General features: G+C 73.6%; 15 protein-coding genes. 7 read left to right on the top strand and 8 right to left on the bottom strand.

Features of this window, described 5'->3' with window-relative positions:
• Positions 1-234 precede the first annotated feature (234 nt).
• From fabZ to lpxB, 4 genes are read left to right on the top strand one after another with little or no spacing between them, the layout of a single operon-like run.
• Positions 235-738 (top strand): 3-hydroxyacyl-ACP dehydratase FabZ, encoded by a 504-nt coding sequence (gene fabZ, locus BLW43_RS10955; RefSeq protein WP_093253167.1) that lies wholly within the window; start codon positions 235-237, stop codon positions 736-738.
• A complete protein-coding gene (gene lpxA / locus BLW43_RS10950; protein ID WP_093253164.1) occupies positions 735-1,529 on the top strand; it encodes an acyl-ACP--UDP-N-acetylglucosamine O-acyltransferase in 795 nt (264 codons plus the stop codon). Before fabZ ends, lpxA begins: the two co-directional genes overlap by 4 nt.
• A 6-nt stretch (positions 1,530-1,535) precedes the next feature.
• Entirely contained in the window at positions 1,536-2,417 is an 882-nt protein-coding gene (locus BLW43_RS10945; RefSeq protein WP_093253162.1) for an LpxI family protein, read from the top strand.
• The gene (gene lpxB / locus BLW43_RS10940; protein WP_093253159.1) at positions 2,414-3,682 is read left to right on the top strand and encodes a lipid-A-disaccharide synthase; all 1,269 of its coding nucleotides are present in this window, start codon (positions 2,414-2,416) and stop codon (positions 3,680-3,682) included. The genes BLW43_RS10945 and lpxB overlap by 4 nt, the downstream gene beginning before the upstream one ends.
• 78 nt (positions 3,683-3,760) lie before the next feature.
• Here lpxB and gltA read toward each other — a convergent pair whose 3' ends face one another.
• Positions 3,761-5,062, bottom strand: a complete 1,302-nt coding sequence (gene gltA / locus BLW43_RS10935) for a citrate synthase (protein WP_093253142.1) — start codon at positions 5,060-5,062, stop codon at positions 3,761-3,763.
• A 120-nt stretch (positions 5,063-5,182) separates the two neighbouring features.
• Positions 5,183-6,592 (bottom strand): glutamate--tRNA ligase, encoded by a 1,410-nt coding sequence (gltX, locus tag BLW43_RS10930; protein WP_093253356.1) that lies wholly within the window; start codon positions 6,590-6,592, stop codon positions 5,183-5,185.
• A 31-nt stretch (positions 6,593-6,623) separates the two neighbouring features.
• Between gltX and BLW43_RS10925 the strand changes: the two genes are divergently transcribed.
• Positions 6,624-9,044, top strand: coding sequence for a ComEC/Rec2 family competence protein (locus tag BLW43_RS10925; RefSeq protein ID WP_175478852.1), 2,421 nt, complete (start codon positions 6,624-6,626; stop codon positions 9,042-9,044).
• On the opposite strand, the gene lexA is transcribed toward BLW43_RS10925, so the two are convergent.
• The 6 genes from lexA to BLW43_RS10895 are packed head-to-tail and all read right to left on the bottom strand — an operon-like array spanning position 9,038 to position 12,752.
• The gene (gene lexA, locus BLW43_RS10920; protein ID WP_093253136.1) at positions 9,038-9,745 is read right to left on the bottom strand and encodes a transcriptional repressor LexA; all 708 of its coding nucleotides are present in this window, start codon (positions 9,743-9,745) and stop codon (positions 9,038-9,040) included. The two genes, BLW43_RS10925 and lexA, sit on opposite strands and share 7 nt — an antisense overlap.
• 58 nt (positions 9,746-9,803) lie before the next feature.
• Complete coding sequence (locus BLW43_RS10915) at positions 9,804-11,000, bottom strand: molybdopterin molybdotransferase MoeA (RefSeq protein WP_342741605.1); 1,197 nt, start codon at positions 10,998-11,000, stop codon at positions 9,804-9,806.
• On the bottom strand, positions 10,997-11,482 hold the full coding sequence (gene moaC, locus BLW43_RS10910) for a cyclic pyranopterin monophosphate synthase MoaC (protein ID WP_093253134.1): 486 nt from the start codon (positions 11,480-11,482) through the stop codon (positions 10,997-10,999). The genes BLW43_RS10915 and moaC overlap by 4 nt, the downstream gene beginning before the upstream one ends.
• On the bottom strand, positions 11,479-12,282 hold the full coding sequence (gene trpC, locus BLW43_RS10905) for an indole-3-glycerol phosphate synthase TrpC (protein ID WP_093253131.1): 804 nt from the start codon (positions 12,280-12,282) through the stop codon (positions 11,479-11,481). The genes moaC and trpC overlap by 4 nt, the downstream gene beginning before the upstream one ends.
• Positions 12,283-12,324: 42 nt before the next feature.
• Complete coding sequence (locus tag BLW43_RS10900; RefSeq protein ID WP_093253129.1) at positions 12,325-12,528, bottom strand: hypothetical protein; 204 nt, start codon at positions 12,526-12,528, stop codon at positions 12,325-12,327.
• On the bottom strand, positions 12,525-12,752 hold the full coding sequence (locus tag BLW43_RS10895; protein ID WP_093253351.1) for a DUF1127 domain-containing protein: 228 nt from the start codon (positions 12,750-12,752) through the stop codon (positions 12,525-12,527). The genes BLW43_RS10900 and BLW43_RS10895 overlap by 4 nt, the downstream gene beginning before the upstream one ends.
• A 254-nt stretch (positions 12,753-13,006) precedes the next feature.
• Here BLW43_RS10895 and BLW43_RS10890 point away from each other — a divergent pair, with 254 nt between their 5' ends.
• Entirely contained in the window at positions 13,007-13,936 is a 930-nt protein-coding gene (locus tag BLW43_RS10890; protein ID WP_175478851.1) for a LysR family transcriptional regulator, read from the top strand.
• Between the two features lie 49 nt (positions 13,937-13,985).
• A complete protein-coding gene (locus tag BLW43_RS10885; RefSeq protein WP_093253124.1) occupies positions 13,986-14,525 on the top strand; it encodes an acyl-CoA thioesterase in 540 nt (179 codons plus the stop codon).
• The last annotated feature ends 4 nt before the right edge of the window (positions 14,526-14,529 follow it).

Raw genomic sequence — 14,529 nt, 5'->3', positions numbered from 1 at the left:
TCTGCGGCGCGGTCGGCGGCGGGATCGGATTTCCGCCCTTGTCGGCGCCGCCTCCGCGGCGCACGGCCCATGAGCGATCGAGAAACTCCGCATTGCACGCCCGCCGTGTCCCGCCCCCGACCATCAGCGGGGGCCGCAGGCCAGGCGGTCTGCGCGGCCAGCGTGGAAAGCGCGAGACTTGACCCCCGCCGCAGCGTTTGGTTGATGACAGCGCGCGAACGATTGGGGAGGCGCATGGGCGAGCATAAGGGCGACAGCGCGGAGACCGCGCCTGCGTTCGCGGACCGCGAACGCATCATGCGGATGATCCCGCATCGCGACCCGTTCCTGCTGATCGACAGCGTGCGCGACATCCGCGTAGGCGAGAGCGCGATCGGGCAGACGCTGCTGACCGGGAGCGAGCACTGGGTGCCCGGCCACTTTCCCGGCGAAGCCATCATGCCCGGCGTGCTGCTGATCGAGGCGCTGGCCCAGACGGCCGGCGTGCTCGTCGTCGAGACGCTGGGGATGATCGACCAGGGACAGCTCGTCTATTTCATGAGCATCGACAAGGCGCGGTTCCGTCGCCGCGTCGGGCCCGGCGACAGCATCGATTTCCACGTGCGGGTGCTGCGCGGCCGGGGCAAGGTGTGGAAGTTCTGGGGCGAGGCGCGGGTCGGCGACGAGATCGCGGCCGAAGCGGAGTATGCGGCCATGATCATCTTGCGGGACGATCCCCGCCGCCCCGGCGCCCAATGAGCGCGCCGGTCATCCACCCGACCGCCCTCGTCGACCCCGGCGCCGCCATCGGCGCCAGGGTCGTGATCGGCCCCTTCTGCGTGATCGGGCCCGACGTGGCGCTCGGCGAAGATGTGCGGCTCGAAAGCCATGTCGTCGTCGCGGGCCAAACCCGGATCGGCGCGCGCACCCGCGTCTGGCCCTTCGCCTCGCTCGGCCACCAGCCGCAGGATCTCAAGTTCCGCGGCGAGGCGACGCGGCTGGAGATCGGCGCGGACTGCATGATCCGCGAACACGTCACGATGAACCCCGGCACCGAGGGCGGCGGCGGGCTGACGCGCGTGGGCGACCGCGGCCTGTTCATGGTCGGCGTCCATGTCGGGCACGACTGCATGGTGGGCGACGACGTGATCCTCGCCAACAACGCCACGCTCGGCGGCCATGTCGAGGTCGGCGACATGGCGGTGCTTGGCGGGATATGCGCGGTGCACCAGCGCGTGCGCATCGGGCGCGGCGCCATGGTGGGCGGCATGACCGGCGTCGAGAAGGACGTCATCCCCTACGGCTCGGTGATCGGCGACCGGGCGCGGCTCGCCGGACTGAACCTCGTGGGGCTGAAGCGCCGCGGAGCCCAGCGCGACGACGTCAACGCGCTGCGCGCCGCCTTCCGGGCGGTGTTCCACGGCGAGGGGTCGCTGGCGGCGCGGGCCGAGGCGGCGCGGACCGCCTATGCAGGCAGCGCGCTGGCGACGGAGATGATCGAGTTCGTCGCCGGCCACAGCGCCCGGGCCTACTGCACGCCGGAAGACTGAGCGGCCATGGCGCCCGGCGCCGTCGCCAGCCCAGCCGCCAGCCGGCCCGCAGTCCAGCCCTCCGGCGGCGCGCTAGGGGTGATCGCCGGCGCCGGCGCGCTGCCGCGGCTGATCGCCGAAGCCTGCCGGGCCGACGGGCGACGCTACGTCGTCTGCGCCTTCGAGGGCGCCGCGCCGGACTGGATCGCGGCGCATCCCCACGCCGTGCAGCCGTTCGAGAAGCCCGGCGCGCTGTTTGCGGCCCTGCGCCGCGCGGGCGCCGACCGCGTCACCTTCGCCGGGGGCATGGCGCGCCCGAAACTGCGCCCGCTCGCCTTCGACATCACGGCGCTGCGGCTGGCGCCCGCGATCCTTCCACTCCTGAAGAAGGGGGACGACGCGCTGCTGGGCGGCCTCGCCGCGGTGCTCGAACGCGAGGGCTTCGCCCTGGTCGCGCCCCATGACGCCGCCAGGGGCCTGCTGGCGCCGGCCGGGGACATGGCCGCCCGGCGGGCAGCCCCGCAGGAGCTTGCGGACGTCGCGCGCGCCGCGGCCCTCGTTGCGATGATCGGCGCGGAGGACGTCGGCCAGGGCGCGGTCGTCTCGGGCGGGCTGTGCCTCGGTCTGGAGACCCTGCAGGGCACCGACGCGCTGATCGACTTCGTGGGCCGCACGCCGGAGGCGCTGCGGGCGGGCGGCTTCGCGCCGGTGCTGTTCAAGGGGCCTAAGCCCGGTCAGGACTGGCGCGTGGACCTGCCGGCCATCGGCCCGGACACGCTGCGGCGCGCGGGGGAGGCCGGCTTCGCGGGCGTCGCGGTGCGGGCTGGCGGCGTGCTGGTGCTGGGGCGGGAGGCGACGGCGGCGGCGGCGGACGCCGCGGGCCTGTTCCTGCATGGCTGGGCGCCGTGACCGCGGACGGCCCGCGGCTGTTTCTGGTCGCCGGCGAACCCTCCGGCGACGCGCTGGGCGCAGCCCTGATCCGCGCGCTGCGCGAGGAGACGGGCGGCGCGGCGCGCTTTTCCGGCGTCGGCGGCCCGCTGATGGCGGCGGAAGGCTTCGAGAGCCTGTTTCCGCAGGACGACCTCGCCGTGATGGGGCTGGTGGAGGTGCTGCCGCGCCTGCCGGCGATCCTGCGCCGGCTGCGCCAGACGGTCGACGCCGCCGCCGCATGGCGGCCCGATGCGCTCGTCACGATCGACAGCCCCAGCTTCGGGCTGCGCGTCGCGCGGCGGTTGAAGGCGCGGGCCCCCGCGACGCGCGCGATCCACTATGTGGCGCCGTCGGTGTGGGCGTGGCGGCCGGGCCGGGCGCGCAAGATGGCGGCATATGTCGATCGCGTGCTCGCGCTGCTGCCCTTCGAGCCGCCGTTCTTCGAGGCTGTCGGCCTGCCCTGCGACTTCGTCGGCCATCCGGCCATGGCGGCGCCGCAGGCGGACGCCGCCGCCGTCGCGGCGCTGCGCGCGCGGCTCGACATCGCGCCGGGCGCCCCGGTCCTGCTCGCCCTGCCCGGCTCGCGCATGGGCGAGCTGCGCCGCCACATGGCGCTGTTCGGGGAGACGATCCGCTTGCTCGGCGCCGAACGGCCGGACCTGCGCGTGATCCTGCCGACGGTGCCGGGCGTGGCGGAGGCGGCTGCGGCGATGTCCGCCGGCTGGGCGGTCAGGCCCGACATCCTCGACCCGCGCGGCGCGCCGCCGGAGCTCGCGGCCGCGCGGAAACGCGCGGCTTTCAGGGCTGCGACGGCGGCGCTCTGCGCCTCCGGCACGGTCGCGCTGGAGCTCGCCGCGGCGGATCTGCCGATGGTCTCGGTCTATCGCGCCAACCCGCTGACGGCGTCGATCGTCCGGCGGCTGGTTGCGGTCGGCAGCGCCAATCTCGTCAATCTCGTGGCCGGCGCCCCGCCCGTCCCGGACGCCCGACGAGGGGCGCGTGCGGCGCTGGCCCCTGAGCCGGGGCCGGTTCCGGAGCTTCTGCAGGAGCATTTCACCGCCCGCGCCGCCGCCGACGCGGTGGCGCCGCTGCTGAGCGAAGGGCCCGCGCGCGCCGCGCAGCGCGCCGCGTTCGCCGTGGTGCGCGCGGCGCTGGGCGGCGACGGCCCGCCCCCCGAGACGCGCGCCGCGCGCGCGATCCTCGCCGACCTGCGCGACGCGCCGCGCGAAGAAGCGTCGCGCTGAAACGCGACGCGGGCCCGGACGGCTCCGGACCCGCGCTTCGCGAGGATTGCGCCGACGCCGAAGCGCCGACCGGCGGGTTCAGCGCGTCTCGACGTCGCTGTAGTCGCGGGAGGGAGCGCCGGTGTAGAGTTGGCGCGGGCGGCCGATGCGACCCTCCGGATCCTCGATCATCTCCTTCCACTGCGCGATCCAGCCCACCGTGCGCGACAGCGCGAAGATCGCCGTGAACATGGAGGTCGGGAAACCGATGGCGTCGAGGATGATGCCCGAGTAGAAATCGACGTTCGGGTAGAGCTTGCGGTCGACGAAATAGCTGTCCTCGAGCGCGATCTTTTCGAGTTCCTTCGCGACCTGCAGCGTCGGGTTGTTTTCGATGCCCAGCAGTCCGAGAACCTCGTCAGCCGACTGCTTCATCACCTTCGCGCGCGGGTCGAAGTTCTTGTAGACGCGGTGGCCGAAACCCATCAGGCGGAACGGATCGTCCTTGTCCTTCGCGCGGGCGATGAACTCGGGGATGCGCTCGGGCGCGCCGATCTCGCGCAGCATCGCCAGCGCGGCCTCGTTGGCGCCGCCATGGGCGGGGCCCCAGAGGCACGCGACGCCGGCGGCGATGCAGGCGAAGGGGTTGGCCTGGCTCGACCCGGCGAGGCGCACCGTCGAGGTCGAGGCGTTCTGCTCGTGGTCGGCGTGCAGCGTGAAGATGCGATCCATTGCGCGGCTGAGGATCGGGTCGACGACATACTCCTCGCACGGCGTCGCGAAGCACATGTGCAGGAAGTTTGCCGCATAGTCGAGATCGTTTCGCGGATAGACGAAAGGCTGGCCGATCGAATACTTGTAGGCCCAGGCGGCGATCGTCGGCAGCTTCGCGATCATGCGGATCGACGCGACCTCGCGCTGCCACGGGTCGTTGATGTCGGTGCTGTCGTGGTAGAACGCGCTCATCGCGCCGACCACGCCGCAGACCACCGCCATCGGGTGCGCGTCGCGCCGGAAGCCGCGGTAGAAGTTCACCATCTGCTCGTGCAGCATGGTGTGCCGCGTCACCCGCGCCTCGAAATCCTCAAGCTGGGCCGCGGTCGGCAGCTCCGCATAAAGCAGCAGGTAGCACACTTCGAGATAGTGGCTCTTCTCGGCGAGCTGGTCGATCGGGTAGCCGCGATAGAGCAACTCGCCCTTGTCGCCGTCGATGTAGGTGATCGCGGACTCGCAGGCCGCGGTCGACGTGAAGCCCGGATCGTAGGTGAACATGCCCGTCTGGGCGTAGAGCTTGCGGATGTCGACGACGTCCGGCCCGACCGAGCCGGCGATGACCGGCAGATCGATCGTCTTGCCGTCATAGGTGAAGGTCGCCGAGTTCTTGTGAGCGCCGTCAGCCATGCGCACCCCCTGTTGTTGCGCGAGGCGCGCAAGCCGCGCGCCCCGTAGTTGGCCGGGGCGCGGTCGCGCGCCCGGCGAGCGGTCTACCTGGCGCCGCCCCGTCAGGCATGCGGCGTCCCGTCATGTCGCCTGGGCCGAAAGCCGTCTGAGACTCTCGTCGCGACCCAGCGTTTCAAGCACATCAAAGACGCCGGGCGACGTCGCCCGGCCTGTCAGAGCGGCGCGCAGCGGCTGCGCCGCGGCGCCAAGCTTGATCTGGGCGTCCTCGGCGAAAGCGCGCACGACCATCTCAAGTTCCGCAGTGCGCCATTCGGTAACATCCTGCAGACGGAGGGTCAATTTGGCGAGGATGTCGCGGGCCTCCGGCGAAAGCAGCTTCGCCGCCTTCTCGTCAGGCTCGGGAACGCCGTCCACAAGGATATAGTACGCAGATTCAACGAGTTCGATGAGCGTCTTGGCGCGCTGTTTCAGCCCCGGCATCGCATGGGCCATCATGCTGCGCTGCGACGGCGTGAGCGGGGCGCGCTGCTGCGCCGCAAAAAGCGCCTCGACCTGCGCCAGCAGCGCGCCGTCCTCGCTGTCTCGGATCCAGCGGCCGTTGAGATCGGCCAGTTTGGCGAAGTCGAAGCGCGCCGCCGCCTTGCCCACGCCCGGCAGGTCGAACCACTCCAGCGCCTGCTCGGTGGTGAAGTACTCGTCGTCGCCGTGGCCCCAGCCGAGCCGCGCGAGATAGTTGCGCAGGGCCTCCGGCAGATAGCCCATGTCGCGATAGGCCTCTACGCCGAGCGCGCCGTGGCGCTTGGAGAGCTTGGCGCCGTCGGGGCCGTGGATCAGCGGGATGTGGGCGAACACCGGCGGCGCCCAGCCCATCGCAGCGTAGATCAGCGACTGGCGCGCAGCGTTGGTGAGGTGGTCGTCGCCGCGGATGACATGGGTCACGCCCATTTCGTGGTCGTCCACCACGACGGCGAGCATGTAGGTCGGCGCGCCGTCGGAGCGCAGGAGCACCAGATCGTCGAGCTGCGCGTTGGCCCAGCGCACCGTCCCCTGCACCGCGTCCTCGACGACCGTCTCGCCCTCGCGCGGCGCCTTGAGGCGGATGACGTGCGGCAGGTCGGGCGCGTCGGCGGGGTCGGCGTCGCGCCAGGGGCTTTCGAACACCTGCGGGCGCTTCTCCTCTGCGGCGCGGGCGCGGGCGGCGTCGACCTCCTCCTTCGAAGCGTAGCAGCGATAGGCGCCGCCGCGCGCGACCATCTCCTCGGCGGCTTCGCGATGGCGATCGACGCGGCTCCACTGGCTCAGCGCCTCGCCGTCCCAGTCGAGCCCCAGCCAGCGCAGCCCGTCGTAGATCGCCTGGGTCGCCTCGGGCGTGGAGCGCGCGCGGTCGGTGTCCTCGATGCGAAGTTGGAACCGGCCGCCGCGCCCGCGCGCGTAGAGCCAGTTGAAAAGCGCCGTGCGCGCGCCGCCGATGTGCAGGTATCCCGTGGGCGACGGCGCGAACCGCGTGACGACTTCGGCTTTTTCACTCATTCTCGACTTCCCCCGGAGATCCGCCGTCAGCATGAACGCAGCCGCCGAGACCAAGACGCCAGCCGCCGGCGCGGCTTTCGGCGCGGCCCTGTGGGCGCAGGAGCGGCGGCGCGCGCCGCTCTGGACGCCGGTGCTCTTCGGCCTCGGCGTGCAGTCCTATGTGCTCGCGCCGGCCGAGCCAAGCCTTGTCGCGCTGTTCGCCGCGCTGGCCGGCGCCGCTGCGCTGCTCGTCGCGGCGCGGAGCGGAGGCGAGGCGCGGCTTGCCGGGGCGGTCGCGTTGGCCTGCCTGCTCGCCGGCTTCGGCTGGGCGGGGCTGAGGGCGCATGCGGTTGCGGCGCCGGTGCTTTTCGCCGAGCATGAGGGGCTCGTCGAGGGCAGGGTCGAGGCGCTATCGCAGTCCGCCGCCGGCCGCCCCCGGATCACCTTCGGCGACCTGCGGATCTGGGGTCTGGCGCCCGCCGAGACGCCGGCGCGGGTGCGCGTCACCCTGCTCTCGGAAACCGCGGCCGACGGGGTGTCGCCGGGCGACCGCGTCTCGGTGCTGGCGCTGCTGCGCCCTCCGGGCGGACCGGTCGAGCCGGGCGCCTTCGACTTCGCCCGTGCGGCCTGGTTCGAGCGGCTGGGCGGCGTCGGCGTCGCCCGCGGGCGGCTTGCGCGCCTGCCGGACGCGCCGGCTGCGGGCCAGCTTGCGGCGCTCGGCGAGGCGCTGTCGCAGGCCCGCGCGCGGCTGGGCGACGGGCTTCGCGCACGGCTGCCGGGCGAGGCCGGGGCCTTCGCCGCCGCGATCGTGACCGGAGACCGCGCCGGCCTTCCGGTGGACGCGCTGGAGGCGCTGCGCGACAGCGGGCTGGCGCATCTGCTGGCGATCTCGGGCCTGCACATGGCCATCGTCTGCGGGCTGGTCTTCGGCGGCGTTCGGCTGGCGCTCGCCGCAAGCGGCGCTGCGGCGGGGCCGCTCGCGGCGCGGGTCGCCGCGCGCGACGTCGCGGCCGTCGCGGCGCTGGCGGCCGCCCTGTGCTACCTCCTGGCCTCGGGGGCTTCGGTGGCGACGCAACGCGCCTTCGTCATGGCCGCCGTCGCACTCTCTGCGGTGCTAGCGGGGCGGTCGGCGGTGACGCTGAGGGGGCTGGCGCTCGCGGCGTGGGTGGTGCTGCTGCTCGCGCCGGAGACGGTGCTCTCGGTCGGCTTCCAGATGTCCTTCGCCGCCACCGTCGCGCTGGTGGCGGCGTATGAGGCGGCGCGGGAGCGATTGACGACGCGCAGGCGCCGCGGCGCGGCGGTCGTCGTCGGGCGCTATGTCGTGGGGCTGGTCGCGACGAGCCTCATCGCGGGGCTCGCGACCGCGCCCTTCGCCGCGTTCCACTTCAACCGCGCCGCGACCTACGGCCTTCTCGCGAATCTCGGGGGCGTGCCGCTGATGGGGTTGCTGGTGGCCCCGTCTCTCGCCGCCGCCGCCCTTCTCGCCCCTCTCGGCTGGGAAGAGCCGGCGCTCACCGCGGCGGGCGCCGGGATCGAGGGCATCCTCGCCGTGGCGCGGTGGACGGCGAGTCTGGAGGGCGCTGTCCGCGCCGTTCCCGCCGCCCCGCCGTCGGCGCTGTGGCTGACCACCGCCGGGGGGCTCTGGCTCTGCCTCTGGCGCAGCCGGCTGCGCCTTGCGGGGCTGCCCGTTCTGGCGCTGGCGGGCGCCGTCTGGGCGGCGCCGGCGCCGCGGCCGCCGCTCATCATCGCCGAGGATGGATCCGTCGCGGCCATGACGGCTGCGGGGCGCGCGGTGCAGCAGGGCCGAGGCGGCGACTTCGCACGCGCGACATGGCTGCGGCGCGACGGCGCGCTGGGCGACGACGCGCCCGGCTTCGACGAGGACGGGCCGGCCCCGCGCGCGGCGCTCGACACTGGCTGGCGCGTCGTGGTGTGGCAGGGCGGCCGCCTGAGCCGCCGGGCGCTCGACCGCCTGTGCGGACCCGCCACGGTGGTCGTCGCGCCTTGGGCCGCCGCTCCCGAGTCGACGCGAGGCGGTGTTCAGGCTCTGTCGGCGGCGTCCATGGAGGGCGTCGCATGGCTGGTGACGCCGGATGCCTGCGGCGTCATCGACCGCCGCGCCCTCGCCGGGACAGGCCCGCTCGTCGGACGCCCCGTCGCTTCGGATCCTGACGCGCAGTCGGCCTCGCCGAGCCAGTCTGTCGTCGGGGCCGCGCGGACGTCCCTGAAGGGCGGCGCCGCCGACGAGGTCGGCTCGCCGCGGACGACGCCCCCCGCTCCGATCCGGCAAGAGCCAGCCCGACCTTCGCCCACCCGGCACCCGCCGTCCTCGACCGGCGGCGCGGCCGCAGACGAACGGAGCGCGCGACCGACCTCAGCGGATCCGCCGGCGATGGCGCTGCGGACCATCCGGAAGCCGGGGCGGCTCTGGTCGGGAGCGGCCCGCGCCGCCGGCTCCGCAGACGATCAGTAGGTGCGGATCAGGCCGACGAGCCTTCCCTGGATCTTCACTTTATCCGCCGCGAGAATGCGGGTCTCGTAGCGCGGGTTGGCGGCCTCCAGCGCCACGCGCCCCCTGCCCTGCCGTCGCAGCCGCTTGAGCGTCGCCTCGCCGTCGTCGATCAACGCCACCACGATGTCGCCGTCGTCGGCCACGTCCTGACTGCGGATCACCACGAGATCGCCGTCGAAAATGCCGGCGTCGATCATCGAATCGCCCTTCACCTCCAGCGCGAAGTGCTCGGCCCCCGGCGACAGCATGCCGCTCGGCACGCCGACGCCCCGCTCGCGGTGTTCGAGCGCCTCGATCGGGGCGCCGGCGGCGATGCGGCCCACCAGCGGCACGGCCACGCTCTCGGTCTCCACGTCCATCCGCGGGCCGGGCGAAGCCGCGCTCTCGCGCGCCCGGGCGCCGCCTGCAATCACCCTCGGGCTGAAGCCGGGCCGCTCCGTCTCCATCGCGTCGGGCAGACGGATGACTTCCACGGCGCGCGCGCGATGCGCCAGCCGCCGGATGAAGCCGCGCTCCTCGAGCGCGGTGATGAGGCGGTGGATGCCTGACTTGGACCTCAGATCGAGCGCCTCCTTCATCTCGTCGAAGGAGGGCGACACGCCGTCGCGCTGGGTTCTCTGATGGATGAACCGCAGCAGCTCAAGCTGTTTCCTGGTCAGCACGGCGCACCCTCCATCCGGTTTCGTTCCGCTTGAGTTCTACCGCCGTTCCTTTATTGCGTCAAGCGCTTCGCAGCGGGACAACCTCGATGGCGTCGCCCTCGGCGGCCGCCGGCGCGTTCGCCGGGCGCACCGCCAGAACGTCGGCGCCGGCGAGCAGCATCTGCGCGGAACTGTCCTGATTCTCGAACAGGCGCACCCGGCCGTCGCTCTCGACCGCCGCGCGCGCATAGTGCTCGCGCGGCCCCTCCGCCGGGGCCGGCGCCGCGAGGATCGCCTCGCGCCGACCCGCCGGCCCCGCCGGCAGACCGAGCAGGGCGTCGATCGCGGAACGCAGGAAGATGTGGCAGCACACCATCGCAGAGACCGGGTTGCCAGGCAGGCCGACGATCGGGACGCCTGCGAAACGCCCGGCCATCAGCGGTTTTCCGGGCCGCATCGCCACCTTGTAGAAGCTCAGCGCGGCGTCGCCGACCACCCCGCGCACGAGATCATGGTCGCCGACCGAGGCGCCGCCGAGCGTCACGATCAGGTCGGCGTTCCCGGCGGCGGCCCGCAGCGCCGCGCCGAGCGCGGGAACGCGGTCAGGCGCGATGGGCCTGAGGTCCGGCGCGGCGCCGAAACCCGCCAGCAGCGCGGCGAGGCCATGGCCGCTGGAGGCCACGATCTGGTCGGCGGCCGGCGCCGCCCCGACCTCCACCAGCTCGTCCCCGGTCGGCACCAGCGCCACGCGCGGCCGCCGGCGCACGACGACCTCCGGCAGGTTCATCGCGGCGAGCGCGGCGATGTCCGCCGGCGAGAGCCGCCGCGGCGCGGGGAGCGACGCTCCCGGCCCGAAATCGAACCCCGCCGGGCGCACCCATGCGCCTGGCGCCACGGCTTCGAGGCAGAACACGGCGTCGCCCTCGGCCCGAGCGTTCTCCTGGATGAGCACGGCGTCCGCGCCGGCCGGCAGCGGCGCGCCGGTGAAGATGCGCAGCGCCTCGCCCGGCCCGAGGTCGCCGGTCCAGGCGCGACCCGCCGGCGCCTCCCCCACGACGCGCAGGCGCGCGCCCGGCGTCGCCTCGGCCGCGCGCACGGCGTAGCCGTCCATCGCCGAGGCGTCGAAGGGCGGCTGCGCGCGGCGTGCGACGGCGGGTTGCGCCAGCACGCGGCCCGCCGCCTCGCTCAACCCGACGGTCTCGACACCGACGGGCGCCAGCAGCGCGAGAACGCGCGCGAGCGCCTCCGGCACGGTCAGCAGCGGCGCGGCGCTCACGTCGCGTGGAAGGCGCCCGAGCGCCCGCCGTCCTTGTGGACCAGCCGGATGTCGGTCAGGCGCATCGCCTTGTCCGTCGCCTTGAGCATGTCATAGACCGTCAGCGCCGCGACCGAAACCGCCGTCAGCGCCTCCATCTCGACGCCGGTGCGGCCCTCGACGCGCACGGTCGCCTCGATCTCGACGCGGGCCTCGCCTTCGCCAGTCAGGCGCGGCGTCAGCTCCACCGTCACTTTCGAGAGCATCAGCGGGTGGCAGAGCGGCACGAGATCGGCCGTGCGCTTGGCCGCCATGATCCCGGCGAGCCGCGCGACCGCGAGCACGTCGCCCTTCTTCGCGCGGTTCTCCGTGACGAGCGCCAGCGTCTCCGGCGCCATCAGGACGGCGCCGCGGGCGGTCGCGGTGCGGCTGGTGACGTCCTTGCCGGAGACGTCGACCATGTGGGCGTCGCCCTTGGCGTCGAAATGTGTGAGCCCGCTCATGCCGGCGCGGGGGCCTGGGCGAGGATCGCGCGCGTCGCCGCCGCCACGTCGTCGGCGCGCATCAGGCTCTCGCCGATCAGGAAGCTGCGCGCGCCGGCGCGGGCGAGGCGCGCCAGATCGGCCGGCGCGCCGAGCCCGGACTCAGCGACCAGCAGCGCGCCTTCCGGCGCCAGCGGCGCGAGGCGCTCTGTCGTGGCGATGTCGGTGACGAAGCTGCGCAGGTCGCGGTTGTTGACGCCCACGAAATCCGCGCCCAGCGCCCGGGCGCGCGCCATCTCGTCGGCGTCGTGAACCTCCACCAGCGCGTCCATGCCGAAGGCGCGCGCCGCGTCAGCCAGCTCGCGCGCCATCGCGTCGTCGACCGCGGCGAGGATGACGAGGATGCAGTCGGCGCCCCAGGCCCGCGCCTCGATCACCTGATAGGGATCGTGCAGGAAGTCCTTGCGCAGGCAGGGCAGCGGGACCGCCGCGCGCGCGGCGCGCAGATACTCTGGCGCGCCCTGGAAGGACGGCGTGTCGGTGAGCACGCTGAGGCAGGTCGCGCCGCCCTCGGCATAGGCCCGGGCGAGCGACGCCGGCTCGAAGTCGGCGCGGATCAGCCCCTTGGAGGGGCTCGCCTTCTTGATCTCGGCGATCAGGCCGTAGCCTGCTGCCTCGGCCGCGCGCAGGGCGGCGGCGAAGGGGCGCGGCGGCGACGCGTCGGCGGCCGCCGCGCGCAGGGTTCTTTCAGGGACGGCCGCCTTCGCGGCGGCGATCTCCTCAAGCTTGTAGGCGCGGATGCGGGCGAGCACGTTGTCCATGCCCGCCCTTCTAGCCGGGCGGCGGCCCAGCGCCAAGCCGGCTCAGCCGCGCTCTTCGACCAGCTGGCGGGCGTGCTCGGCGACGCCCTCGCGCGTAACGCCGATCTGGGCGAGCTGCGCGTCGGTGAAGCCGCGCATGGCGGCCTCGAGGCGGGCGCGCTGGAAGCGCATCCAGACCTTGCGCAGCCATGCGCGGCCCTCGCCGGCGTTCGCGGCCCCGGCGCGGCCCAGCGTCGCGGCGCTCATGACAGCGCCGCCGCTTCGCGCGCTACCCGAGGCAGGTCGCTGCGATGGAACCCGATGTCGGCGAGATCGCGGTCGCTCAGCGCCGACAGCTCCGCCAACGTCTCGTGATAGGCCTCGCGGCGGCGCGCCCAGTCCTCGACATGGGCGCGGAGAGCGCGGATTGGACCGAGGATGGTTCCGAAATCCTGCGCCAGACCGGCGCGACGATATGCTTGCACGTTCATCTTCTGCTCCCTGGCCCGATGGGCCAATTGCGCCTGCAGCCCCCGGTCGGGGCCGGTTCCACCTGCTGCGCCCACATGGCGCAGGGCCTCGGCGGGGCTTCTCGCCCGCCATCGCGACGACCGCGCATCGGTCGACGCCTCGTGCCCCTGGCGGTTTCCCGGGGAGCGCTCGCCGCTCCTCTGTTGCACTGCACAAGATAGCGAAGGAGCCTAACAAACCGTATAGGTTGGGCGGTGACACCAGCCGTCACCAGATGGAACAGGGCCGAACCATGGACCTCTCGGCGCAGATGATCCTCTTCGCGCATGTGGTGGACGCGGGAAGCTTCTCCGAAGCCGCCCGGCGCGCCGGGCACGCCCATTCGGCCGTCAGCAAGCAGATGGGCGCGCTGGAGGACAGGCTGGGCGTGCGCCTGCTGACGCGCGGGCAGGGCGGCGTGTCGCTGACCGAGGCCGGGGCCGCCTTCTACCACCGCTGCGCCGACGTGGCGGCCCGGGTCGCGGAGGCCGAGGCGAGCCTTGGCGAACACGGCGCCGCGCCGCGCGGCACGCTGCGGGTCGCGGCGACCGTCGCGCTCGCGAAGGCGCAGCTGATCCCCCGCCTGCCGGCCTTTCTCGCGCAATACCCCGACCTGCGCGTGGCGCTCGAACTGGGCGACCGCCCGGTGGACCTCGGCGCCGTCGACGTCGCGCTCAGCTTCACCGAGCAGATCGGCGACGGCGACGTGATCGTGCGCCGGCTCGCGCGCAACCGCAGGATCATCATCGCGGCGCCGTCCTATGTCGCCGCGAACGGCCCGTTCGAGAGGCCGGAGGACTTCGCCCGCGCGAACGTGCTGCGCCTCATGTCGCTCCAGCAGTGGAACGACTGGGGTCTGAAGGGCGCCGACGGCGGCGTGGTCCCGCTGCGCGGCAATTTCGAGGCGTCGAGCGCCGACGCCCTGCGCCACGCCGTGCTCGCCGGCCTCGGGGTCGCCCGGCTGCCGGAGTATCTCATCGGCGACGACATCCGGGCCGGCAGGCTCGCGCATCTGCTGCCCGACTACGCCAGCGAGGACACCGACATCGTCGCCCTCTACGCCGACCGCCGCCACCTGCTGCCGCGCGTGCGCGTGTTCGTCGACTTCCTCGTGGAGACCTTCGGGGCCGCGCCGCTCTGGCGGCAGGCGGACGCCGGGGCCTGACGGCGCGTCACGGCTTGCGGACTTCGCTGCGGTGCAGCATCACTGCGGCATGTATCCGTTCGTCCGCCTCGCCATTGTCGCCGCCGCCGCCCGGCGCAAGGAGCCGCTCGCCCTCGAGGAGGTCGCGACGCTCCACCTGACCTGCTGGCCGTGGGATCTCGACATGTTCGCGGAGATGAACAACGGGCGCGTGCTGACGCTCTACGATCTCGGCCGGCTCGATCACGCCGCCCGTATCGGGCTGAGTCGGCACGCCCGAAGCCACGGCTGGGGCTTCGCGGTGGGCGGCGCCTCGGTGCGCTACCGCCGGCGCGTGCGCGCGTTCGACCGCATCAGCCTGCGCACGCGCGGCCTCGGCCATGACATGCGCTGGTTCTACATGCATCAGGCGATGGTGGTGCGCGGCGAGGCGGCGTCCGCCGGGCTGATGCGGGTCGCCGTGACCAGCAGGGGCCGCATCGTGCCGCCAACGACCGTGCTGACGGCGATGGGCCGGCCCGACTGGGCCCCGACTCTGCCGGACTGGGCGGCCAAATGGATCGCGGCTGAGGCCGAGCGCCCCTGGCCCCCGGACCTCGCCGCCGACTGAACCG

The organism is Rubrimonas cliftonensis (genome assembly GCF_900107585.1).
Lineage (GTDB): Bacteria > Pseudomonadota > Alphaproteobacteria > Rhodobacterales > Rhodobacteraceae > Rubrimonas > Rubrimonas cliftonensis.
The sequence above is the reverse complement of the archived record's forward strand: the minus strand, read 5'-3'. Positions and strand labels throughout refer to the sequence as shown.

What these genes read in the sequence shown, in the direction of transcription:
- fabZ (WP_093253167.1), top strand. Translation starts at nt 235, where the DNA reads ATGGGCGAGCATAAGGGCGACAGCGCGGAGACCGCGCCTGCGTTCGCG.
- lpxA (WP_093253164.1), top strand. Translation starts at nt 735, where the DNA reads ATGAGCGCGCCGGTCATCCACCCGACCGCCCTCGTCGACCCCGGCGCC.
- BLW43_RS10945 (WP_093253162.1), top strand. Translation starts at nt 1,536, where the DNA reads ATGGCGCCCGGCGCCGTCGCCAGCCCAGCCGCCAGCCGGCCCGCAGTC.
- gltA (WP_093253142.1), bottom strand. Translation starts at nt 5,062, where the DNA reads ATGGCTGACGGCGCTCACAAGAACTCGGCGACCTTCACCTATGACGGC.
- gltX (WP_093253356.1), bottom strand. Translation starts at nt 6,592, where the DNA reads ATGAGTGAAAAAGCCGAAGTCGTCACGCGGTTCGCGCCGTCGCCCACG.
- BLW43_RS10925 (WP_175478852.1), top strand. Translation starts at nt 6,624, where the DNA reads ATGAACGCAGCCGCCGAGACCAAGACGCCAGCCGCCGGCGCGGCTTTC.
- moaC (WP_093253134.1), bottom strand. Translation starts at nt 11,482, where the DNA reads ATGAGCGGGCTCACACATTTCGACGCCAAGGGCGACGCCCACATGGTC.
- trpC (WP_093253131.1), bottom strand. Translation starts at nt 12,282, where the DNA reads ATGGACAACGTGCTCGCCCGCATCCGCGCCTACAAGCTTGAGGAGATC.
- BLW43_RS10900 (WP_093253129.1), bottom strand. Translation starts at nt 12,528, where the DNA reads ATGAGCGCCGCGACGCTGGGCCGCGCCGGGGCCGCGAACGCCGGCGAG.
- BLW43_RS10895 (WP_093253351.1), bottom strand. Translation starts at nt 12,752, where the DNA reads ATGAACGTGCAAGCATATCGTCGCGCCGGTCTGGCGCAGGATTTCGGA.
- BLW43_RS10890 (WP_175478851.1), top strand. Translation starts at nt 13,007, where the DNA reads ATGGAACAGGGCCGAACCATGGACCTCTCGGCGCAGATGATCCTCTTC.
- BLW43_RS10885 (WP_093253124.1), top strand. Translation starts at nt 13,986, where the DNA reads ATGTATCCGTTCGTCCGCCTCGCCATTGTCGCCGCCGCCGCCCGGCGC.